The organism is Rhizobium sp. OAE497 (genome assembly GCF_040546565.1).
Classification (GTDB): domain Bacteria; phylum Pseudomonadota; class Alphaproteobacteria; order Rhizobiales; family Rhizobiaceae; genus Rhizobium.
The window spans coordinates 370,505-390,977 of sequence record NZ_JBEPOA010000002.1 but is presented as its reverse complement, the minus strand read 5'-3'; the positions used below and the strand labels follow the sequence as shown (position 1 = coordinate 390,977).

18 protein-coding genes are annotated in these 20,473 nt (G+C 62.9%); 10 read left to right on the top strand and 8 right to left on the bottom strand.

What is annotated here, in order from left to right:
• The first annotated feature begins 1 nt into the window (after position 1).
• Positions 2-1,048: an NAD(P)-dependent alcohol dehydrogenase gene (locus tag ABIE40_RS21360; protein WP_199625658.1), complete on the top strand. Its 1,047-nt coding sequence runs from the start codon at positions 2-4 to the stop codon at positions 1,046-1,048.
• On the top strand, positions 1,048-2,142 hold the full coding sequence (locus tag ABIE40_RS21355) for an ABC transporter ATP-binding protein (protein WP_199625657.1): 1,095 nt from the start codon (positions 1,048-1,050) through the stop codon (positions 2,140-2,142). Before ABIE40_RS21360 ends, ABIE40_RS21355 begins: the two co-directional genes overlap by 1 nt.
• Before the next feature lie 48 nt (positions 2,143-2,190).
• Here the strand turns inward: ABIE40_RS21355 and ABIE40_RS21350 are convergent, their stop codons facing one another.
• A complete protein-coding gene (locus tag ABIE40_RS21350; protein ID WP_199625656.1) occupies positions 2,191-2,508 on the bottom strand; it encodes a hypothetical protein in 318 nt (105 codons plus the stop codon).
• A gap of 452 nt (positions 2,509-2,960) precedes the next feature.
• On the opposite strand from ABIE40_RS21350, the gene ABIE40_RS21345 reads away from it, so the two are divergent.
• The 6 genes from ABIE40_RS21345 to ABIE40_RS21320 are packed head-to-tail and all read left to right on the top strand — an operon-like array spanning position 2,961 to position 10,193.
• Entirely contained in the window at positions 2,961-4,247 is a 1,287-nt protein-coding gene (locus ABIE40_RS21345) for an SWIM zinc finger family protein (RefSeq protein WP_199625655.1), read from the top strand.
• Entirely contained in the window at positions 4,244-4,690 is a 447-nt protein-coding gene (locus ABIE40_RS21340) for a hypothetical protein (RefSeq protein WP_199625654.1), read from the top strand. Before ABIE40_RS21345 ends, ABIE40_RS21340 begins: the two co-directional genes overlap by 4 nt.
• 14 nt (positions 4,691-4,704) lie before the next feature.
• Entirely contained in the window at positions 4,705-5,655 is a 951-nt protein-coding gene (locus tag ABIE40_RS21335; RefSeq protein ID WP_354541103.1) for a DUF5691 domain-containing protein, read from the top strand.
• Positions 5,648-6,730: an ATP-binding protein gene (locus ABIE40_RS21330; RefSeq protein WP_112714691.1), complete on the top strand. Its 1,083-nt coding sequence runs from the start codon at positions 5,648-5,650 to the stop codon at positions 6,728-6,730. The genes ABIE40_RS21335 and ABIE40_RS21330 overlap by 8 nt, the downstream gene beginning before the upstream one ends.
• Positions 6,730-9,042 (top strand): DUF5682 family protein, encoded by a 2,313-nt coding sequence (locus ABIE40_RS21325; protein ID WP_199625652.1) that lies wholly within the window; start codon positions 6,730-6,732, stop codon positions 9,040-9,042. Before ABIE40_RS21330 ends, ABIE40_RS21325 begins: the two co-directional genes overlap by 1 nt.
• The gene (locus tag ABIE40_RS21320) at positions 9,039-10,193 is read left to right on the top strand and encodes a VWA domain-containing protein (RefSeq protein WP_199625651.1); all 1,155 of its coding nucleotides are present in this window, start codon (positions 9,039-9,041) and stop codon (positions 10,191-10,193) included. The genes ABIE40_RS21325 and ABIE40_RS21320 overlap by 4 nt, the downstream gene beginning before the upstream one ends.
• Positions 10,194-10,240: 47 nt before the next feature.
• On the opposite strand, the gene ABIE40_RS21315 is transcribed toward ABIE40_RS21320, so the two are convergent.
• Positions 10,241-10,870 (bottom strand): TetR/AcrR family transcriptional regulator, encoded by a 630-nt coding sequence (locus tag ABIE40_RS21315; RefSeq protein WP_354541102.1) that lies wholly within the window; start codon positions 10,868-10,870, stop codon positions 10,241-10,243.
• Between the two features lie 148 nt (positions 10,871-11,018).
• On the opposite strand from ABIE40_RS21315, the gene ABIE40_RS21310 reads away from it, so the two are divergent.
• Positions 11,019-11,930: an alpha/beta fold hydrolase gene (locus ABIE40_RS21310; RefSeq protein WP_199625650.1), complete on the top strand. Its 912-nt coding sequence runs from the start codon at positions 11,019-11,021 to the stop codon at positions 11,928-11,930.
• A 177-nt stretch (positions 11,931-12,107) separates the two neighbouring features.
• On the top strand, positions 12,108-13,118 hold the full coding sequence (locus ABIE40_RS21305) for an alpha/beta hydrolase (protein WP_199625649.1): 1,011 nt from the start codon (positions 12,108-12,110) through the stop codon (positions 13,116-13,118).
• A 232-nt stretch (positions 13,119-13,350) separates the two neighbouring features.
• Here the strand turns inward: ABIE40_RS21305 and ABIE40_RS21300 are convergent, their stop codons facing one another.
• The 6 genes from ABIE40_RS21300 to ABIE40_RS21275 all read right to left on the bottom strand — a co-directional run bounded on the left by ABIE40_RS21300 (position 13,351) and on the right by ABIE40_RS21275 (position 20,464).
• Complete coding sequence (locus ABIE40_RS21300) at positions 13,351-13,962, bottom strand: pyridoxamine 5'-phosphate oxidase family protein (protein WP_199625648.1); 612 nt, start codon at positions 13,960-13,962, stop codon at positions 13,351-13,353.
• A gap of 279 nt (positions 13,963-14,241) precedes the next feature.
• On the bottom strand, positions 14,242-15,531 hold the full coding sequence (locus tag ABIE40_RS21295) for an amidohydrolase family protein (protein WP_199625647.1): 1,290 nt from the start codon (positions 15,529-15,531) through the stop codon (positions 14,242-14,244).
• Positions 15,532-15,551: 20 nt separating this feature from the next.
• Positions 15,552-16,493 carry an ABC transporter permease gene (locus ABIE40_RS21290; protein ID WP_199625646.1) on the bottom strand — a complete coding sequence of 314 codons (942 nt, stop codon included), beginning with the start codon at positions 16,491-16,493 and terminating at the stop codon, positions 15,552-15,554.
• Positions 16,490-17,539: an ABC transporter permease gene (locus ABIE40_RS21285; RefSeq protein ID WP_199625645.1), complete on the bottom strand. Its 1,050-nt coding sequence runs from the start codon at positions 17,537-17,539 to the stop codon at positions 16,490-16,492. The genes ABIE40_RS21290 and ABIE40_RS21285 overlap by 4 nt, the downstream gene beginning before the upstream one ends.
• Positions 17,529-19,055 (bottom strand): ABC transporter ATP-binding protein, encoded by a 1,527-nt coding sequence (locus ABIE40_RS21280; protein WP_199625644.1) that lies wholly within the window; start codon positions 19,053-19,055, stop codon positions 17,529-17,531. Before ABIE40_RS21280 ends, ABIE40_RS21285 begins: the two co-directional genes overlap by 11 nt.
• A complete protein-coding gene (locus tag ABIE40_RS21275; RefSeq protein WP_199625643.1) occupies positions 19,052-20,464 on the bottom strand; it encodes an amidase in 1,413 nt (470 codons plus the stop codon). Before ABIE40_RS21275 ends, ABIE40_RS21280 begins: the two co-directional genes overlap by 4 nt.
• Positions 20,465-20,473: the final 9 nt, after the last annotated feature.

Genomic DNA, 20,473 nt, shown 5'->3' with positions numbered 1-20,473 from the left:
AATGGAAGCTCTCGTTCTGGAGCAAAAGGGCGTGTTGGCGTTGAGGGATATCGATCTCCCGCTGGCCGTCGGACCTGACGACGTGAAGATCAAGATCAACACGGTCGGCGTTTGCGGAAGCGACGTGCACTATTACACCCACGGTGCCATCGGCCCGTTTGTCCTCAGGGAACCGATGGTTCTCGGTCACGAGGCTGCCGGCACCGTTGTCGAAGTCGGATCGAACGTGAAGAGCCTTGCCGTCGGCGACCGGGTCTGCATGGAGCCCGGTATTCCGAACCTCTCGTCGCGCGCCTCGAAGCTCGGCATCTACAATGTCGACCCGAGCGTCCGCTTCTGGGCGACGCCACCCATTCACGGCGTGCTGACGCCCTACACGGTGCATCCGGCTGCCTTCACCTACAAGCTCCCGGACAATGTTTCGTTCGCCGAAGGGGCGATGGTCGAGCCGTTTGCGATCGGCATGCAGGCGGCAGCCCGTGCCCGTATCGCGCCGGGCGACGTCGCCGCGGTGATCGGCTGTGGCCCGATCGGCATCATGGTGGCTCTCGCAGCGCTCGCCGGTGGGTGCAGCCGGGTCTACATCTCGGACTTCAGCGCCGAGAAGCTGGAGATCGCCGGACGCTATCCCGGCATCATCCCCGTAAATATCGCCGAGCGGGCGCTCAAGGATGTCATCGCCTCCGAGACCGAAGCCTGGGGCGCCGACGTCGTGTTCGAGGCGAGCGGCAGCCCCAAGGCCTATCAAGGCCTCTTCGATCTCGTCCGCCCCGGCGGAACGCTCGTCATGGTCGGCCTGCCGGTCGAACCCGTTCAGTTCGACGTCTCCGGCGCCATTGCCAAGGAAGTGCGTATCGAGACCGTCTTCAGATATGCCAACATCTTCGATCGGGCGCTTCAGCTCATTGCCTCCGGAAAGGTCGATCTCAAGCCGCTGATCACCGAGACCTTCGATTTCCGCGAAAGCGTGAAGGCGTTCGAGCGGGCGGCCTCTGCCCGTCCGACCGATGTCAAGCTGCAGATCCTGATGGAAGCGGGAGGAAACTGATGTCCAATATCGCCTGCGCCAACGTAGACAAGAGCTACGGTTCCATCAACGTCATCAAGGACTTCAATCTCGATGTGGCTGACCGGGAGTTCATCGTTTTCCTCGGCCCGTCCGGCTGCGGAAAATCCACGCTCCTCAGAATGATCGCCGGGCTGGAAGAGATTTCCGGCGGCTCGGTCTCGATTGGCGGAACCGAGGTCAACGATCTCGAGCCCCGCGACCGCGGCGTAGCGATGGTTTTCCAGAATTACGCGCTCTATCCGCACATGACGATCTACGACAATATCGCTTTCGGCCTCAAGCGGATGAAAGTTCCCAAGAGCGAGATCGACCAGCGGATCAAGGCGGTCGCCGCCACACTTGGCCTCGATCCGTATCTCACGCGCAAGCCGACCGAGCTTTCAGGCGGCCAGCAGCAGCGTGTCGCGATCGCGCGCGCGATGATCAAGACGCCCAAGGTGTTCCTGTTCGACGAGCCGCTTTCGAACCTCGACGCCAAGCTCCGTCATCACATGCGGGTCGAGATCGCAAGGCTTCATCGGAAGCTGCAGACCACGACGATCTACGTCACGCACGACCAGCTTGAAGCGATGACGCTTGCCGACCGCATCGTTCTGATGAAGGGTGGGGCGATCGAGCAGGTTGGAACGCCGGCCGAGATATACGAACGCCCGAGGACGCTGTTTGTGGCGGGCTTCATCGGCACGCCGAACATGAACCTGATCGATGTTTCGGTCGCCAGAGGCGAGCGCGGTTGGATCCTTCGCGCTGAAGGCTCGGACATTCATATCGTCGGCGACGCATTCTCACTCACCGAAGGCCAGAAGGTCGTCCTCGGCATTCGGCCGCCCGACCTTGCCGCCGCGCCGCCCGGCGCTGCCAACACGCTTTCCGGCCTGGCCGATCTTATCGAGTTTCACGGCAACGATGCCCTGGTCACCTTCCAGGTCGCAGGAAAGGAAGTGGGCGCACTGGTAAAGGCCGCATCCTGCCCCAAGTCGGGCGATCGCGTCTCGTTTGCGCTCGATGAGACGCGCATTCATCTGTTCGACGCCGGCACGGGGCTGACCCTGCGCCGGTCCGGTCTGAACTAGAATTGGCTTCGGTCCGCCGCCCGGCGCGGCGGACCGGGCGCTCGCAGCTTACGCTGCGTGCAACTTGAAGACTTCAGCGGAGTGGGCCGGCACGAAATTCTGCTCGAAAGCCGTCTCGCCGTAGACGGAAAAAATGCCGTTGTGATCGCGAACGACGAAATCGGCAAGCTGGGCTCTCAGAGCCTCCGGGCCATTGAATACCGTGACACCCGTCGCGGAGATAACCATCCCGCCACGTTGGTAGCATTCGCCAACCCAATCCGGCAAAGTGTCCCAGCTTTCTCCCGATGCCGAAATGATCTCGCGAGCGCGGACAACTTCAACCCGGCTCGGTATTTTCAGATATTCGCGCATCGGCTCGAACATTGCCCCTTCGGGATGCAGCCGTTTCCTGCCGCATCTCCAATCGTCAGACTGCAGAATCGCTAGCGTTAGGCTAATGCCTCCTTTGTCCATGAACGGCAATCGAAACTTCGAATGTTCACAGGTTGGCTCGGTGATCGCGGTGAAAATGACACAAGTCACTTGGCTGGGTAACGCTGGCGCAATCGGTGCTCGGACAGCACGCCGAACGCTCAGCCGAAACTTGCGGATGGCATCCGCCCCTTCACCGATTGTAAAGCGATTCCATGTCTGTTCGGGTCTCGTCAACTTGGCGTCGTGGTTGCCCGCTACGCCTCTTTTGAGATGCAGCTGAAAGTAGGCGGTTCGGAGGTTTCGTTTGGGTCTGACGCTGGCAAAAATCGAGGAGCTTGCACCGGATCAAGGCTCATTGGCAGCGGCGAAGAAGCTTCTGAAGCCTTCGAGCTGGCCGACGATTGCCGAGGATCGCGCCGGGCTCATCTGGGGGGAGTGCCAGGGTTCGGGAGCGACCCCCCTACAGGATCTCGGTGACCGAGGCCGATGCCGGCTATAAGTGCAGCTGTCCGAGCCGGAAATTTCCCTGCAAGCATTCTCTCGCCCTGATGTGGATGCGGGTCGAGGGCAAGGTGGATTTTCAGGAGCGGCCGGTGCCGGACTGGGTGAACGACTGGCTTGTGCGCCGTCGCGGTCCATCGGCCGCGTCACCGGCGGCCACACCCGAAAAGCCCAAGGCTTCGATCTCGGCCATCGAGGAGATTGAGGCTGAGGCCGATCCCAAGGCGGAAGCCCGGGCGGCGGCGGCCCGCGAGCGCAATCGGCTCGAACGCGAGACGTCGATCACAAACGGTCTTGACGAACTGGATATCTGGCTTGCCGACCAGACGGATGCTGGGCTTGCGGCCTTTCCGGCAAAGGCGTCTGCCGTCTGCCGGGTTATGGCTCAGCGTCTGTTCGATGCAAAGGCAGCCGGTCTGGCGCTTCGGATGGATACGATGCCCAGCCGCCTGTTTGCGCTCCCCGACGCAGAGCGTCCGATGGCCGCGATACGCGAGCTTGGCATGCTGCACCTGCTTGCTGAGGCCTACCGCCGGCAAAATGATCTCTCCGAACCCATGCGCCATGATATCCGGCAGCTGGTCGGCTGGAACGTCACGCGAGAGGCGCTACTGGAAGACAAGCAGGCTCTGCGTGTTTCGGGAACATGGCGGGTCTGGGCGGTCCGCAGCGAGGTGCAGCCCGACAAGTTGCGGCGGATCGAGACCTGGCTTCAGGGCGATGACCGGCAGGCGGTCCTCATCGAATATGTCCCGGTGTCGACCGGAGCGTCTTCAAGTGGTTATAGCCTCGGCGATGCCTTCGAGGCCGAATTGGTCTTCTACCCCGCGAGCGTGGCGCTCCGTGCATTGATCGCCAATCAACTGACCGGCGCGGAGCCTTCCGATGCGCCTTTGGCTCTCCCAGAGCAGAATCTGGCCGCAGCCTACGGATTGTATGAAGACGGGCTGATCGAAAAGCCCTGGCTCCAGGAATATCCGATGATGTTTCGCGGGGCACGGCTCAGGCGATCGGGCGATGCTTTCTACCTGCATGGCGACGAGATCAGCCTTCCTGTCGCAAGGTCGCAATCGACTGTCAGCTGGCCGCTGCTGCAATTCGAGACGATTGATGGGGCCGCCCTCTGGGATGGCAGTGAGCTGACGCTTTGCTGGTCGGAGACGGCACTGGGACGGTGGACAGCATGATCAGAGGAAGACTGAAGACCGCAATTCTGCCGAAGCTTCTTACCGGCGCCCGCGATGGCCTGCCGCTTGACGCGATCGGCGCGACGGATCCCCTGCAGGCTCTCGCATTGGCCGCTCAGGCCCTGCGGTTTGACCGTCCGCCGCAGCCGCTGCAGTTCCAGGTCGAGGATGTGATTGCGCACAACGCCACGATCATGCCGGACGCGGCGCGCAAACTTCTGATCCGTCTTATGACGGGCAAGGGCCAGGCATCGGCATCGCTGTCCGCCGCGATCGTGCGAAAGCTTGTCGAACGGAAGCTGAGGCTGCATCCCTTCGATCTGCCGAAGCTGGAAACCTTCGTGAAAGCCCATGCGGAAGATCTCGGTGCGGAAGCGCTTGCTTTTCCGAGCGGGAGAAGCCGGTCGCTCAGAAGCAGAATTACTTCGCGCCCGATCGCCTGAGCGACGAAAACTGGATGCTTGCGACGCCGGCGGTGAAGGCGGGATATATCAGCGGCCGCCGGGCAATCGATCCGGACGCGGCGAGGGCGCTGGTCGAAGCGGTCTGGAAAACGGAGGATGCCGATAGCCGCTTCCGTTTGCTTGGCGCCTTTCGTGAGCGTCTTTCGGAAGCCGATGCACCGTTCCTGAAGAGCCTCGAAAAGGATCGCGCACCGCGTGTTCGCGCGCTGGCGCAGAGATTGATCGTGAAACTGCCTGGTTTCGAGGGCAGCGATCCTGCCCTGCGCGAGGTGGTGGAGCGCATCAAGGTTTCGAAATCCGGGCTCATATTCAAGAAGACGGTTCTGACGCTGGAACTGCCTGCGACCGTGCGGGATCACACCAAGAGGGCCTGGCTCAATCAAGCCTTCGGGCCGATCGGCCTTGAGATGCTTGCCGGTGCGCTGTCGCTCTCGGTGGAGGCCATGATTGCTGCCGCTGAAAAGCAGAACGATCTGCTGCTGGCCTTCTTTCTCATGGCAACACAGGACGGGCGGCTCGATGTCGTGGAAATGGTCACCGACGGCCATCTGCCCGATGCCTGGGCGCTGGTGGATGCGACGGATGATGAAGCGCTGGCCGACTACAATCAGGACATGCGGCGCGCCTGGGTTGCCCATGTCTTCCGGCCGGACAGATGGGGAAGCGATACGACGCCATGGGTGATACGTCGCATGGCGATGCTGTTGGCCGCAGAAGCAACTGAGAAGATGTTCGCCGATGTGCTGAGATCCAAGCCATGGCTTGCCCTTCGCAAGCCAAATGCCGGCTACGATGCGGATATCATCGACGACATGGCCGCCATGTGTCCGCCGGCGATGCGTCCGGCCTTGCGAACGGAGTTCGCTGCGCTCGACCCCGCCAAAACCGGCAACGCCATTCTTTTCCTCGATCTTATGAATAGCCTGGAGACCGACCATGTCTGAAGCCCACCTTCGCCGCCCCGCGGAAGAAATCTATGCCGGCGAGCTGGCCGCGCTTGCAAAGGGCGACGATCGCCCGCGGCCGAGCAACTGGAAACTGTCTCCGCAGGCCGTGGTGACCTATCTGCTGGGCGGAAAGGCATCCGATGGAACCGCGATCACCGCCAAATATGTCGGCAATCGACGGCTGATCGAAACCGCTGTCGCGACGCTGGCGACCGACCGGGCGCTATTGCTGCTCGGGCTTCCGGGCACTGCCAAATCGTGGGTTTCAGAACACCTCGCCGCAGCGATCTCCGGTTCGTCGCAGCGTCTCATCCAATGCACGGCCGGCACTGACGAAAACCAGATCCGCTATGGCTGGAACTACGCCCTGCTTCTGGCCAAAGGGCCTTCGCCCGAGGCTCTCGTCAAGACACCGCTGGTGCGGGCGATGGAGGAGGGCACGCTCTTGCGGCTCGAAGAGCTGACCCGCATGGGCTCGGATGTGCAGGACACGCTGATCACCGTGCTTTCCGAAAAGACGTTGCCCGTACCGGAACTCGATATCGCCATCGGCGCGGAACGCGGCTTCAATATCATCGCCACCGCGAACAATCGTGACAAGGGCGTCAACGATCTCTCCTCGGCGCTGAAGCGGCGTTTCAACGTCGTCGTGCTGCCGTCGCCGAGCTCGCTCGATGAGGAAACGCAGATTGTCGTGAAGCGTGTCGGCGAGATCGGCACCAATCTCAGCCTGCCGCCAATCCAACCGGCCGACAAGGAGCTGGCGCGCGTCGTCACCTTGTTCCGCGAAATTCGCGATGGCAAGACGCTGAACGGCAAGACCAAGCTCAAGACCTCGACCGGTACGCTCTCGACGGCGGAAGCCATTTCCGTCGGCGTCTCGGCCTGGACGGAGGCGGCCTATTTCGGCAACGGCCGGATCGATGCCAATGCGCTTGCCACCAACATCGTCGGTGCTGTGGTCAAGGATCCGGTGCAGGACAGCGTGGCGCTGTCCGAATATCTGGAAACCGTGGTGCGCACGCGCGACGGCTGGAGCGATCTCTACGAGGCCATCCGCGAGGTGATCTGATGGCTGCCAAGCGAAAGGCGCATCTCTTCGGCATCCGCCATCACGGACCGGGCTCGGCGGCGCTTCTCAAGGGCGCGCTCGACGCCCTCGATCCCGCCTGCGTTTTGATCGAGGGCGCGCCGGAGGGGGATGCACTCATCCAGTATGCGGCGCTGCCCGGCATGAAGCCACCGCTGGCGATGCTGTTCTATGCTGCGGACGAGCCGGCAAATGCCGTATTCGCGCCTTTCGCGGAATTCTCGCCGGAATGGGTTGCGATGCAATGGGCGCTCGCCCGTGGCCGCGCCGTACGCTTCATCGATTGGCCGGCTTCCGTGTCCCTCGCGCTTGCCAAGGCAGCCAAGGAGGAGGCCCGCTCGACCCTCGAGAAACCCCACGAGGTGCAGGACGAAGGGAGTGATGCCGCAGCGGATGAGGGCTCGGCACTCCGCTTCGACCCGCTCGATCTCCTGGCGGAAGCGGCCGGATATGGCGACGGCGAGAGTTTCTGGAATGGGCTGATCGAGCAGCATGGCGGCGGCCAGTCGCCGCTCGAGATATTTGCCGCCATCGAAACCGCCATGACGGAAGCGCGTCAATACCAGTCGGATGCCGGAGGCATGAGTGATCGGCAACGGCTGCGCGAGAGCCGCCGGGAGGCCTTCATGCGCGGGCATATCCGCGATGCGCTGAAGAGCCATGAGGGCGAGGTCGCGGTCGTGGTCGGCGCCTGGCATATCGGCGGGCTTCGTGAGGAAACGACGGCTGCCGAGGACCGCGCCATCGTCAAGGATCTACCGAAGATCAAGGTGGAGGCAACCTGGGCGCCGTGGAGCGACGGGCGTCTCAGCTATGCGTCGGGCTATGGCGCGGGCGTCATCTCGCCTGGCTGGTACCGGCATCTCTGGGGGCTCTATTCCGGCGATCGGCATGATGGCCCGGAAGCCTTTGCCGCCGTCTGGCAGGCACGGACCGCAACCCTTTTGCGGCAGGAAGGTTTCGATGCCTCCACGGCCTCGGCCATCGAGGCGGCGCGGCTTGCACTTGGGCTCGCTAGCATGCGGGGTCTGAGCATGCCAGGCCTGGCCGAAATGCGGGATGCCTCTCTGTCGTCGCTCTGCCATGGCGACGGCCTGCAGCTCGCGATGATCGAGCGCAAACTCTACATGGGAAACCGCATCGGCGAAATCGACGAGGCGGTGCCTCAGATGCCGCTCGCCAGGGATTTCGAGGCCTGGTGCAAGAGGACGCGACTGAAGCCGGAAGAGGCGGTGAGCGAGATAAAGCTCGACCTGCGCAGCGAGGCGGGCCTGCTGAAATCCACCTTCCTGCATCGCCTGAACCTGATCGGCATCCAGTGGGGGCGGCTGATCGATGCGGAAGCCGGAAGAGGGACATATCGCGAAATTTGGCGCCTCACCTGGTCTCCGGATATGTCGGTGGCACTGGCCGAAGCGCTTGTCTGGGGTCTGACGATCGAGCAGGCTGCCGCGGCCGCAACGATCGATCGCGGCCGGAAGGCGGAAGGTATCGCGCCGCTTTCGGATCTGGTGCGGGGTGCCCTTGTCGCCGATCTTCCTGATGCGGCAAGTGCCTGCATCGGTCTTCTGCAGGCTGCGGCTGTCCAGAGCAACGACATTACCGATCTCATGAATGCGGTGCCGCCGCTTGTGCGCATCGTGCGCTATGGCACCGCCCGCAAGCTGCCGGAGCGGGAGCTGCGGGCGCTGGTCACCGCGATCAGCGTCGAGGTGAATGCCGGCGTGCGCATCGGTTCACGCCAGCTGGATGAGGACGCGACGTCGAAACGCATGAGCGCGATGCGCGCCTTCGACGAAGCGCTTGGCCTTTTCAGCGATGCCGCGCTGCTGGCGGAATGGCGCCGCCAGCTTGCGCTGCTGGTCGATGACGAACAGGCGGTGGCGCCAGCCGTCGGCTTCAGCCTGCGCCGGCTGCCCGATCTCGGCATCTGGGATAGGCAACGGGTTTCAGCAGCCTTTTCCCGCCAGATCGTCGGCGAGGCGCCAGCACGCGCTGGCCCCTTCATCGAAGCCTTTATCGCAGGCTCGGCAGAGGTTCTGATCCAGGATCAGACGTTGCTCTTGCTGATCGACGAGTGGCTTTGCGGGCTGGACGAGGCGGTCTTCGTCGAAAGCTTGCCGCTTCTGCGCCGCGCCATGTCCGGCTTCGATGCGAGCGGCCGCAAACGGATCATGGAACGTATCGCCGGCGGACGAAGAGAAACCTTGTCTACCCAAGCCGAAACCTCGGACGATTCCGCCTTCGAACGCGCCTTGCCGCTTCTGAAGCACATTCTGGGAATGAGCCAATGACCTCCGAACAGACCCGCCGCTGGAAGCTTGCTCTCGGCGATGACGATATGGGAGGGCTTGGCGAACGCGATCGGCGGCTGAGCCAGGCACTGTCGGCTCTCTATGATGGCGAGGGCAAGAAGGGGCGCGGCGGGCTCGGGGCTTCTTCGCCGAAGGTCTCCCGCTGGCTTGGCGATATCCGCGAATTCTTTCCGACGCCGGTCGTGCAGGTCATCCAGAAGGATGCCTTCGAGCGCCTGAACCTCAAGGCGCTGATGATGGAGCCGGAGTTCCTGGAAACCCTGGAACCGGACGTCCACCTCGTCGCCGATCTGATCTCGCTGCGTGGCGCCATGCCGGAAAAGACCATGGAGACCGCCCGCACCGTTGTCGACAAGGTAGTCGCCGACCTGATGAAACGGCTGCAATCCAAGACGGTGGAGAAGCTGACCGGTGCGGTGAACCGCTCTAAGCGAACGCACCGGCCGCGGCATGCCGATATCGACTGGCCGCGCACCATCCGCGCCAATCTCCGCCACTATCAGAAGGACTACAATACGGTCGTACCGGAGACGCTTGTCGGCTTTGCCCGCAAGACGCGAACGCGCGTCGATCTCGACCATGTCCTGCTCTGCGTCGACCAGTCGGGCTCGATGGCGCCATCGGTCGTCTATGCCTCGATCTTTGCTGCGGTCATGGCTTCGCTGCCGGTTCTGTCGACGAAGCTGGTCTGCTTCGACACCTCGATCGTCGACCTCACCGAGAATCTTGCCGATCCGGTCCAGGTGCTCTTCGGCGTTCAGCTCGGCGGCGGCACGGATATCAATGCCGCACTTGCCTATTGCGAGACCAAGATCGACCGGCCAGCCAAGACGCATCTGGTGCTGATCACCGATCTCTACGAGGGCGGCGATGCAGACGCCATGCTGGGACGAGTGGCGGCGCTGAAACAATCCGGCGTCAACGTCATCGTGCTCCTGGCGCTCTCCGACGACGGCCGGCCAAGCTACGATAGCCGTCACGCCGGTGCGATTGCTGCAATGGACTGCCCGGTCTTTGCCTGCACGCCGGATCAGTTCCCCGATCTGATGGCGACCGCTCTGACGAAGCAGGATATCGGCCAATGGGCCAGCGCAAACGGCATCGAGCTCATCCGAAGAAGCGAACCCTGAAATCAAGGACTGCTCGATGAGCGGAGGCATCGCGAGGATGCCGGCGCCTAGCCAATCATCGCTTGAACTCCGGCGCTCGCCACCTTCGTTACCTCCTTGAGCTCTTCGCGCGTGCTGCCGTCCCGGGCCTGTACCGACAAGCCCTGAAGAACAGCAAGAATGTAGCGGGCAACGGACGCAGCTCGATCTTCGGGCAGCCAACGCTGCAGTGCTCCGGCAATCGCGAGACGCATCTCATTGCGCCTATCGGCGAGCTCTTTCGCCAGATCGGAATGTTCGGCCGCAGTTTGCAGCATGCCGCTCGAAATCATGCATCCGCGCTCGCCTGCGGGATCAACGACTGCATCGACGGCCCTGGCGAAAAGGGTGTCGACGGTTTCGGCAAGCGTTTCCTTCTCTCCCAGATCCTTCAAGGCACCCGGAAGGCCGAAGTAATGGTCGAGCGCCTCCCGGTAGAGGCCGGCCTTGCTGCCGAAAGCGGAATAGATGCTCGGGGGAGCGACGCCAATCGCCTCGGTGAGATCGTTTAGAGAAACGCCCTCGTATCCATGCCGCCAGAAGAGGTGCATTGCGGTGTCCACCGCCTGTGCTCTGTCAAAAGTACGCGGGCCTCCGCGGCGCCGCTTGATTGTCTTATCCATAGCGATCACTAAAAACAAGTTGACATCAAAAATCAAGCCTGTAGTTTTTAGCGGTCACTAAAGACAAGCGGTTGCGGTTCCGGAAGCCATTCTGGCGCGCTGGAGCCGCAGGCCAGATCACGAGCCGATCAAATCGATCCAACCAACGCGGAAGCCTCGCCTTCCGCGAACGAAGAAGTGCGTCATGAAAAGAGAGAAAATTGTAAAAGCCGTCCGTGGGATGCTGACATCCGTCATCCTGCTCGGTCTGTCATCCGTCGCGATGGCCGCGGAGAAAGACTACACCGTCAAGGCACCCGACGGTATCGACATTGCCGTGCAGGAAACCGGCAATCCAGCCGGGAGGCCGATCGTCTTCATCCACGGCTTGCTTGGCAGCCATCTCAACTGGGACAAGCAGACTGGCAGCGCCGATCTGCAGCAATTCCGCCTGATCAGCTACGACATGCGCGGGCATGGTCTGTCCGGAAAGCCTGACGGGGTAGACTTCTACCACGATGGCCGCCGCTGGGCCGACGATCTTTCGGTGGTACTCAAGGCAAGCGGCGCGAAAAACCCCGTTCTCGTCGGATGGTCGCTGGGCGGTGTCGTCCTTTCCAACTACCTCGCTGCTTACGGGGACGGTGGCATAGGCGGCATCGTCTATGTGGACGGTGTTATCGATCTCAATGCCGAGCTCATCACATCGCATCCGCAGGTCTATGCCGGGATGGCATCTGACGACCTCAGAACACATCTCGATGCGGTACGCACATTCCTCAGCCTTTGCTTCGAAACGCAGCCCGACAGGGCGACATTCGAACGCCTGCTGTCAAATGCCGCCATGGCCTCATGGGTCATGACGAAGGCGACACCCTCGATGACGGTCTCCGTCGCGCAAGGCCTTCCCAAGGCACAGGTTCCGGTTTTGCTGCTCTATGGAGGTAAGGACAATCTCGTGAAGGTCCAGCCCAGCATCGATCGGGCCCGCGAACTCAATCCGAAAATCCGGACAGAGATCTACGCCAACTCGGGTCACGCACCGTTCCTCGAAGAAGCCGCCCGCTTCAACCGCGACCTGTCCGCTTTCGCCGGCTCCGTCTCCACGGCGAACTGATTTCGACTTCGGGGCGGGTGAGGCGCCGCCCCGAGCGACCAGCATCTTCGGGCTGTCCGGCATTGTCCGAGCGTAGTGACGATAATATAGGGCTTTTCCGACGTGGAACCTTGGCGAAGTGCGCAAGCCGCGAAGACGGCGGCGCACTGATGCATGCATATTGAAGGCCTGGAGAATATGGACGATCAGAAGCACGGTGTAGCAGTGCAGGCGCGTCAGGTGCCGTTTCCCACCTCGATCAGCAAGGAGGCTCTGGCTGTGCTTGAGCGGATGGTACGGGAGGATGGCGTGCCGCTCAACGCCTTGCACAGCATGCCGAGCCCGGATGACCGGGATGGATGGATGAAGATCAAAGCCGCCGTCGACATGCAATATTCGGCGGCGGTGGCAAGGCTCGCCGGAAATCTGCATTCCAGTGCGGATACCATCAAAGTGGGCGAGGCAACGATCCATGTCGCGATCCCGCATAAAACGTTCGATCCCGCTCGCGCCTATCTCGATCTCCATGGCGGTGCGCTTGTGTTCGGCGGTGGAGAGGCCTGCCTGGCCGGCGCCCGGATGCAGGCGGACCAGCATGGAGTGCTCTGCTATGGCGTCGACTACCGGATGCCGCCCGAGCATCCCTATCCCGCCGCACTCGACGACTGCGTCGCGGCCTATCGCTACATTCTTGAGCGGCATGCACCTGACGACATCGTTGTCGGCGGCCGGTCGGCCGGAGGTAATCTCGCGGCGGCGTTGATGCTGCGAGCGCGCGATGAAGGGCTTCCGATGCCGTCCGGCTTGGTATTGCTATCCCCGCAGGCCGACCTGACGGAATCGGGCGACAGTTTTGAAACCAACAGGATGGTTGACGTCGTGCTGCCCGGCTCACTGATGTCCAGCAATCTGCTCTATGCCAATGGTGCAGACCTGAAGCACCCCTACGTCTCGCCCCTGTTCGGGGATCTCAAGGGACTGCCGGCGACCTTTCTCCAGACTGGCACGCGCGATCTCTTTCTGTCGAACACCGTTCGCATGCATCGCGCCTTGATAGCCGCTGGCGTCAAAGCAGAGTTGCATGTCTTCGAGGCCATGCCGCATGGCGGCTTCATGGGCGGGACGCCGGAGGATCGCGAGTTGCAGAAGGCGGTTTCGCGTTTCGTGCAGGACCGTTGGGCATGCACCATCGTTCACGCAGGCGAATGAGGAGCTATGTGCAGAAGGCCGGCGATGGCCGATCAAGCCGCGAGCGCCGCGACTGTCCGATGCTTTTCCGCGCCGGAGATCAGCAGTAGCTTACTCACCGTCGTGGCGGTGGGGGAAAGAAAATCGCCTGCTTGCGGTTTCAATTCCAGGCGCGATACGCGCGGACACCCTGTCGCCTTGCTTGTCGATTGCTTTGGAAAACGGCAGATGCGCGACGAAAGTCGCGCATTTCTCAGGGTGACAGCCTCACGTCTTTCCAGCCACTGGCCGTCAGCTCGTTCGCCCAACGCAGGTGATTTTCGCCGCTGACGTCCAGCCATTCGAGGCGAGAGAGACGAACGATGATAACCGCCAGTCTCGCGAATGCCACGTCCGGATTGTCGAGGGCGGCGCGATGCAATGCATCGCCGTCATCGCTAATGGCAGTTCCGGGAGCCAGAGGCATTTTGAAAAGTGCGGTGGTTCGCTCCGGCAGTGCTGCCCAGATCTCGTGCCGCTTTTGCTCGTCGGTGATGAGTTGAGCATTGCCGGAGAGCCGTAGCTGGATCATTCGGGCGGGATCGAAGCCGAGGAGTGAAACGCGCGGGTCGCGGCCGATCTCGATTGCCTTTGGCGATCTGGTGTCGGTGATGAACGTAATCGTTGCCTCCTTCGGATCACAGCGCCGGAGCACGACGGTGCGCAGCTGCGGTGAGCCGTCGAGCCCGGATGTCGCGAGCTGAAGGAAGTTGAAGGGCGACCTGCTGCGCGCGGCGTTTGCAAGCTCGTCCCAGGCTCTCTCGGTTATTGATGTCATCGTAAAATAGACAGGTCTCCTATCGTCGTTGGACGTAAAGCTATTCACTCAGCGCATGCAAGGCTTTCGGGATTGGCTATTTATTTGGCGGGACTAAAACATTAAGTTCCGCGACTTCGATCCACCGGACCAAGCCCTTGCAACCCCATTTCGAATGCACGCGCGCCAACAAATCCCTGCGCAATCTCTCGAACAAGATCTTCTATCTGATCGCTGCGGTGATCATGCTCGCCCTGTGGGCAGGCGGTGGCGACAGGCAAACCGGGCATCAGGCTTCCGTCGCACAGGCAAGCGCGAGATCCTAACGCTTCTTACGCGCAGGCGCGGCTAGGCCCTGGGAATATAGTCGAGCCCGATGTCTATTGCCTGCGGCCGCCCGTCGATCGATATGGTTGTGATCCGAGGCGCGGTGCGCGCGATCACCTTTCCGCCCTTGATAACGGCCAGGCGGACCGGCTTGAGGCGAAGCGCTTCCAGCGGATCGGCCGCCTGAAGGATGACGAGGTCGGCCTTGCAGCCCTTGTCCAGCCCATAGCCTTCGAGCCCAAGCGTTTTTGCCGAGTTGACGGTCAGGGCCTCGAAAATCTTCTTCTTGTCCTCCACGCCCGCCATCTGCGCCACATGGATCGCCATGTGGCCGACCTCCAGCATGTCGCCGGAGCCCATCGAATACCAGGGGTCCATGACGCAGTCGTGCCCGAAGGATACGTTGAGCCCGGCATCCATCAGCTCGCGTACGCGCGTCATGCCGCGGCGCTTGGGATAGGTGTCATGCCGGCCCTGCAGCATGATGTTGATCAGCGGGTTCGGGATGACGTTGATCCTCGCCTCGGCCATCAGGGGAATGAGCTTCGAGACATAGTAGTTGTCCATCGAATGCATCGAGGTCAGATGCGAGCCGGCCACCCGGCCCTGCAGGCCGAAACGGACTGTTTCGGCGGCAAGCGTTTCGATATGGCGCGAGTGAGGGTCGTCGGTTTCGTCGCAATGCATGTCGACCGGCAGGCCGCGGTCGGCGGCGATGCGGCAGAGCGCTTGCACCGATAGGCGCCCTTCATCCATCGTGCGTTCGAAATGCGGAATGCCGCCGACGATATCGACGCCCATGTCGAGGGCGCGATTGAGCGAAGCGACCCCGTCGGCGGCGCGGTAGTACCCATCCTGCGGGAAGGCGACGAGCTGCAGGTCGATATAGGGCTTCACCCGCTCCTTGACCTCGAGCAGGGCCTCCGCCGTCACCAATCTCGGATCAGAGGTGTCGACATGGCTGCGGATGAAGAGCAGGCCCTGGCTGACGGCGAGGTCGCAATATCTGAGTGCGCGCTCGACCAGTTCCTCCTTCGTCACGATCGGCCGCAACTCGCCCCAGAGCGCAATGCCTTCGAGCAATGTGCCCGAGACATTCATGCGCGGCAGGCCGAGCGACAGCGTCGCATCCATGTGGAAATGCGGATCGATGAAGGGTGACGAGACCAGGCGATTGGTCGCCATGATCTCCTCGCCGGCCGGTGCTTCGATAGTCTTCTCGACTGCCGCGATCAGGCCGCCGGAAACGGCGATGTCCATTCCCTTGCGTCCATCAGGCAGGTTGGCATCGCGGATGATCAGATCGAACATGGGTGGCTCCTCTTCGGAAATTATCGCTCGCCGCGGCGGTAGGGTTGCATCAGCGCCTGCGGCACGCGGGCGCGCCGCGCCATCACGGCGAGCGCGACGATGGACAGGATATACGGCGTCATCAGGAAGATCTGGTAGGGCACGCCGCTGACGGCAGTCTGCAGCCTGAGCTGGAAGGCATCGAAAAAGGCAAAGAGCAGGGCGCCGAACAGCGCGCGGCCCGGCCGCCACGATGCAAAGACAACGAGCGCGATGCAGATCCAGCCGCGGCCCTGCACCATCGTCGGAAAGAAGCTGTTGAATGCCGACAGGGTCAGGAAGGCACCGCCGACGGCCATCAGAGCGCTGCCGGCGACGATCGCGCCATAGCGGATCCGCACAGGATTTAGTCCCTGCGCCTCGGCGGCATGTGGATTTTCACCGGTCATGCGGATGGCGAGCCCGATCGGGGTTCGAAAGATCACGTAGCCCATCAAAAGTGCGACGGCGATCGCCAGATAGGTCGGCGCCGTCTGCGTGAAGAGCGCCGGGCCGATGAAGGGCAGGGATGAGAGGCCGGGAATGTCGATCGGCTGGAATGGCACGATCGTCGGCGGAGTGCCGGCGACCGGAACGATCAGCCGGAACACATAGTAGCTGAAGCTGGAGGCAAAGAGCGTCACGCCGAGGCCCGTGACATGCTGCGAAAGACCGAGCGTCACCGTCAGCAGCGAATGCAGCAATCCGAACAGGCCGCCTGCGAGTGCCGCCACCAGCAATCCCGTCGAGAGATCGGTACCGTGATAGACGGCAAGCCAGCCGATCATGGCGCCGAAGGTCATGATCCCCTCGATGCCGAGATTGAGCACGCCTGCGCGCTCGCAGAGCAGGGCGCCGAGCGTGCCGAAGATCAGCGGCGTCGCGATGCGGAGGATCGCCGCCCAGAGGCCGGCCGACGCGAGGATGTCGATCAGCGTGCTCATCGGCGGATCCTGTATTGCGTGAAGAACAGTGCCACGACCATCGTGAGAAGCGAGAGCGCGACCGTGACGTCGGCAATATAGGTCGGGATGCCGAGGCTGCGGCTCATGCCGTCGGCGCCGACAAACATCACGGCCGTAAACAGCGCCGCGAAGATGACGCCGATCGGATTGAGGTTCGCCAGCATCGCAACGACGATGCCGGAATAGCCGAAGCCCGGCGAAAGATCGGTGGTCACATAGCCCCTGACGCCCATCACCTCGATGGCACCGGCAAGGCCAGCCAGCCCGCCGGAGATGCAGGCGACCTTGACCAGCGTGCGGGCGAGCGAAACGCCGGCGAAGACGGCGCCCTGCGGATTGAGCCCGGCAGCCCGCGACTGCATGCCGAAGACGGTGCGCGACTGGATGAAATGGATGGCGATCGCCAGGCCGATGGCGATGGCGAGGCCGATATGGAGGCGAGAGCGGGCAAGCAGCTTCGGCAGCATGGCGTGATCGGCGACCGACTGCGATTGCGGCCAGCCGAAGGCGAGGGGATCCTTGAGGACGCCATCGATCAGCATCGAAACGAAGAGAATGGCGATGAAGTTCATGAGCAGGCTGGTGACGACCTCATCGACCGAAAAGCGCAGGCGCAGCCAGAGCGGCACGAGGATCAGCACCATGCCGGCGACCGCTCCGATGACGAGGAGCAGCGGAATGAGCGCGATGGACGGCAGACCGGCAAGCAGTTTCGAGCCGAAGGCAGCGACTGCGATGGCGCCGAAATAGAATTGTCCCTCGGCCCCGATGTTCCAGAGGCGGGCGCGAAAGGCGACTGCGGCGGCAAGCCCGGTCAGGATCAGCGGTGTGGCCCGCGTCAGCGTTTCCGTTGCCGAAAGCCGCGAACCGAAGGCGCCGATGAGGATGCGCCTGTAGGCTTCCAGCACCGGCGCACCGGCAATGGCGATCAGAATGCCTGACAGCGCCAGGGCAACGATGATTGCGGCGACCGGCGCCCCGGCCATCAGATAGAGCGGCCGATGCTCGCGGCGTTCAAGGCGCATGACGGGTCTCCGCAGTATGGCTCCAATCGCCCGCCATCATCAATCCGAGGCGGCGCGCATTGGCCTCCGCCGCATCGACAGAAGGCGACAGACGCCCGCCGACGATGGCCTGGATGCGGTCGGCCAGCGATATCACCTCGTCCAGATCTTCGGAGATCAGCAGCACGGCGGTACCGGCGCGGCGCGCGTCGAGAATACGGGCGTGCACCGCGGCGACCGCGCCTTCGTCGAGACCGCGTGCCGGCTGGGCAGCGATCAGGATGCGCGGACGGCGCTGAAGATTGCGTCCGAGGATCAGCTTTTGCATGTTGCCCCCGGAAAGAAGCCGGGTGCGGCTTGCCGCTGCTCCACCGCGCACGTCGAATTCCTGAATGATTTCGGCGGCGAAGGCCATGCCGGCCTTTCGGTCGACCAGGCCATTGCGGGAATATTCCGGCAGCCTTTCGAGTACGGCGTTCTCCCAGATGGCCATGTCGCCGATCGCGCCTTCCCGGTTGCGATCCTCCGGAATGCGCCCGATGCCGGCGGCAATCACATCATTGACGCCGAGATTGCCGACGGGCTCGCCATAAAGCAGGAGATCGCCTCCCGTGCGGGCCAGCGTGCCGGAGAGAAGCTGAGCCAGAGGCGCCTGGCCGTTTCCGGAGACCCCGATGATCCCGAGAACCTCGCCTTCGCAAAGCGTGAAACCGATCTCCTTCAGCCGGTCCACGCCGCCGATGCGGACCGTCAGGCCGCGCGCTTCAAGCGCAACGGGGCCGGGCGTCGAGGGTTTGCGCACCGGCCGCTCGACGCGCCGCCCGACCATCAGTTCGGCAAGTTCCGCCTTGCTGGTCTCCACGGCCCGGCGCTCGGCGACCATCCTGCCGCCTCTCAAGACGACGATACGATCTGCCGCGGCCATGACCTCGTCGAGCTTGTGCGAAATGAAGATCAGGGAAAGGCCCTGGCGCGCCATTTCCTTCAATGTCGAAAACAGCCGCTCGGCCTCGATATTGGTCAGCACGGCCGTCGGCTCGTCGAGGATCAGGATGCGCGCATCGTTATACAGCGCCTTCAGGATCTCGACGCGCTGCTGCTCGCCGACAGAGAGATCGCCTAGACGGGCATCCGGGTCGACCTTGAGGCCGAAGCGGTCGGCTATCCCGGCAAGTTTGCGGCGTGCCGCAGCCGATTGCGAGCGGATATTCCAGAGCGTCTCCGTCCCCGTCATGACGTTTTCGAGCACGGTCAGGTTGGGGGCGAGCGCGAAATGCTGGTGAACCATGCCGACGCCTGCGGCAATCGCGGCACGCGGCCGCCCGGGCGGGATATCCTTTCCGCGAATGCGGATCGATCCGCTGTCCGGCACATAGTGGCCGAAGAGGATGCTCATCAGCGTAGTCTTCCCTGCTCCGTTCTCGCCGAGAAGGGCAACGATCTCGCCCTTGTCGAGAGCGAGCGAGATGTCGTCATTGGCGAGATTGTCGCCGAAGCGCTTGCTGATGCCGAGGAGCTCGAGAACCTTTTCGCTCATGCGTTCAGTCCTGCAACGCTGAAGGGGTGCTGCCACCGTTCGTCGGCTTCCAGCGTGGCGGCCAGAGAAAGCAGCAGTTTCTCCTGGCTGAACGGAGCGACGATCTGGACCGGCAGCGGCAGGCCGTCGGCGTCCTTGCCGAAGGGCAGGGTGATCGCGGGAAAGCCCGATATATTGGCGAGCGCTGCGAGCGGCGCAAAGGCGGTCATGCGGTTGAGATGAAGCTCGGTGTCATCGTGATCCGATGGAAACGAGCCGATCGGCAACGCTGCGCTTGAAAGCATCGGCGTGACAATCGCATCGACCTTGTCGAACAGGGACCAGAGACCATGGCTGACCCGCACACCGGCATCGAGTGATTTCCAGAGTTCCGGTGCCGGCATGGTGCGTCCACGGTTGATGAAGGCCTGCGTCATCTTTTCCGTCTTGCCGTCGTCGAGAGCAAGGCCGTCGATCAGGGCGGCAAGGTTGGCGGCGATAATGTTGCCGAAGACTTTCGCGCTGGTGTCGGTGAGAGGCGCAAAATCCTGCCAGGCGAGCGCTACGATGGCGTGACCGCGGCTTTCCAGAAACTTCGCGGCGTCTTCCACCGCCTGCACGCGGTCTGCGGTGGTCGGATAGGCCGCGCCCGTATCGGTCAGCACGCCGATCCGCAGCGGCCGCTCCGGTGGCGCCGCAGATGGTGCGTCCGCAAACGGACCGCGGGCAGGGCCTTCGAGCGCTTCGAATATGGCGGCGGCGTCCCGTACGGAGCGCGTGACCGCCATTTCGCTGGCAATCCCGCCGAGATGGTTGCCGAAGAAAGGTCCGGCGGGCATGGCGCCGCGGCCGGGCTTCAGGCCGACGAGCCCGCAGCACGCTGCCGGCACGCGGATCGATCCACCGGCGTCCGTCGCATGCGCGATCGCCACGATGCCGGCTGCAACGGCTGCCGCCGCCCCGCCTGACGAGCCGCCGGGTGTCTTGTTCCGGTCGAGCGGATTGCGGCAGAGCGGACCGATCGCCGGCTCGCTGGCGAGCGACAGGCCAAATTCCGGACTGGTGGTCAGGCCGAAGGGAACAAGACCGGCGTCGCGAAAACGGCCGGCGAGGTCGGAATCGAGACCGGATTTCCGGCGCTCGAAGAGCCGCGAACCGGCCGCAACGGGCAGGCCCGCAAACGGCCCGCCGAGATCCTTGGCGAGCGTCGGCACGCCGGCGAAGACGCGGGCGTTGAAACGCTCGGGCTCGCCTTGCCGCTCGGCGTCGAGGCGGCGCGCGGCTTCCACGCCCATCCCGGTATCGAGATAGGCAATCGCGCCAAGCGCCTCCTCACGCGCGGCCGCGTCGATAGCGGCCTGCATGGCCTCGCTTGCCGAGGTCCGGCCGTCCCTGATCGACCCGGCGAGCGCGGTTGCGTCCTGAAACATGGGCGAGAA

Excerpts from the sequence above, each read along its gene's own strand:
- ABIE40_RS21360 (WP_199625658.1), top strand. The coding sequence starts at position 2 with ATGGAAGCTCTCGTTCTGGAGCAAAAGGGCGTGTTGGCGTTGAGGGAT.
- ABIE40_RS21355 (WP_199625657.1), top strand. The coding sequence starts at position 1,048 with ATGTCCAATATCGCCTGCGCCAACGTAGACAAGAGCTACGGTTCCATC.
- ABIE40_RS21350 (WP_199625656.1), bottom strand. The coding sequence starts at position 2,508 with ATGTTCGAGCCGATGCGCGAATATCTGAAAATACCGAGCCGGGTTGAA.
- ABIE40_RS21340 (WP_199625654.1), top strand. The coding sequence starts at position 4,244 with ATGATCAGAGGAAGACTGAAGACCGCAATTCTGCCGAAGCTTCTTACC.
- ABIE40_RS21335 (WP_354541103.1), top strand. The coding sequence starts at position 4,705 with ATGCTTGCGACGCCGGCGGTGAAGGCGGGATATATCAGCGGCCGCCGG.
- ABIE40_RS21330 (WP_112714691.1), top strand. The coding sequence starts at position 5,648 with ATGTCTGAAGCCCACCTTCGCCGCCCCGCGGAAGAAATCTATGCCGGC.
- ABIE40_RS21325 (WP_199625652.1), top strand. The coding sequence starts at position 6,730 with ATGGCTGCCAAGCGAAAGGCGCATCTCTTCGGCATCCGCCATCACGGA.
- ABIE40_RS21320 (WP_199625651.1), top strand. The coding sequence starts at position 9,039 with ATGACCTCCGAACAGACCCGCCGCTGGAAGCTTGCTCTCGGCGATGAC.
- ABIE40_RS21310 (WP_199625650.1), top strand. The coding sequence starts at position 11,019 with ATGAAAAGAGAGAAAATTGTAAAAGCCGTCCGTGGGATGCTGACATCC.
- ABIE40_RS21305 (WP_199625649.1), top strand. The coding sequence starts at position 12,108 with ATGGACGATCAGAAGCACGGTGTAGCAGTGCAGGCGCGTCAGGTGCCG.
- ABIE40_RS21295 (WP_199625647.1), bottom strand. The coding sequence starts at position 15,531 with ATGTTCGATCTGATCATCCGCGATGCCAACCTGCCTGATGGACGCAAG.
- ABIE40_RS21290 (WP_199625646.1), bottom strand. The coding sequence starts at position 16,493 with ATGAGCACGCTGATCGACATCCTCGCGTCGGCCGGCCTCTGGGCGGCG.
- ABIE40_RS21285 (WP_199625645.1), bottom strand. The coding sequence starts at position 17,539 with ATGCGCCTTGAACGCCGCGAGCATCGGCCGCTCTATCTGATGGCCGGG.
- ABIE40_RS21280 (WP_199625644.1), bottom strand. The coding sequence starts at position 19,055 with ATGAGCGAAAAGGTTCTCGAGCTCCTCGGCATCAGCAAGCGCTTCGGC.
- ABIE40_RS21275 (WP_199625643.1), bottom strand. The coding sequence starts at position 20,464 with ATGTTTCAGGACGCAACCGCGCTCGCCGGGTCGATCAGGGACGGCCGG.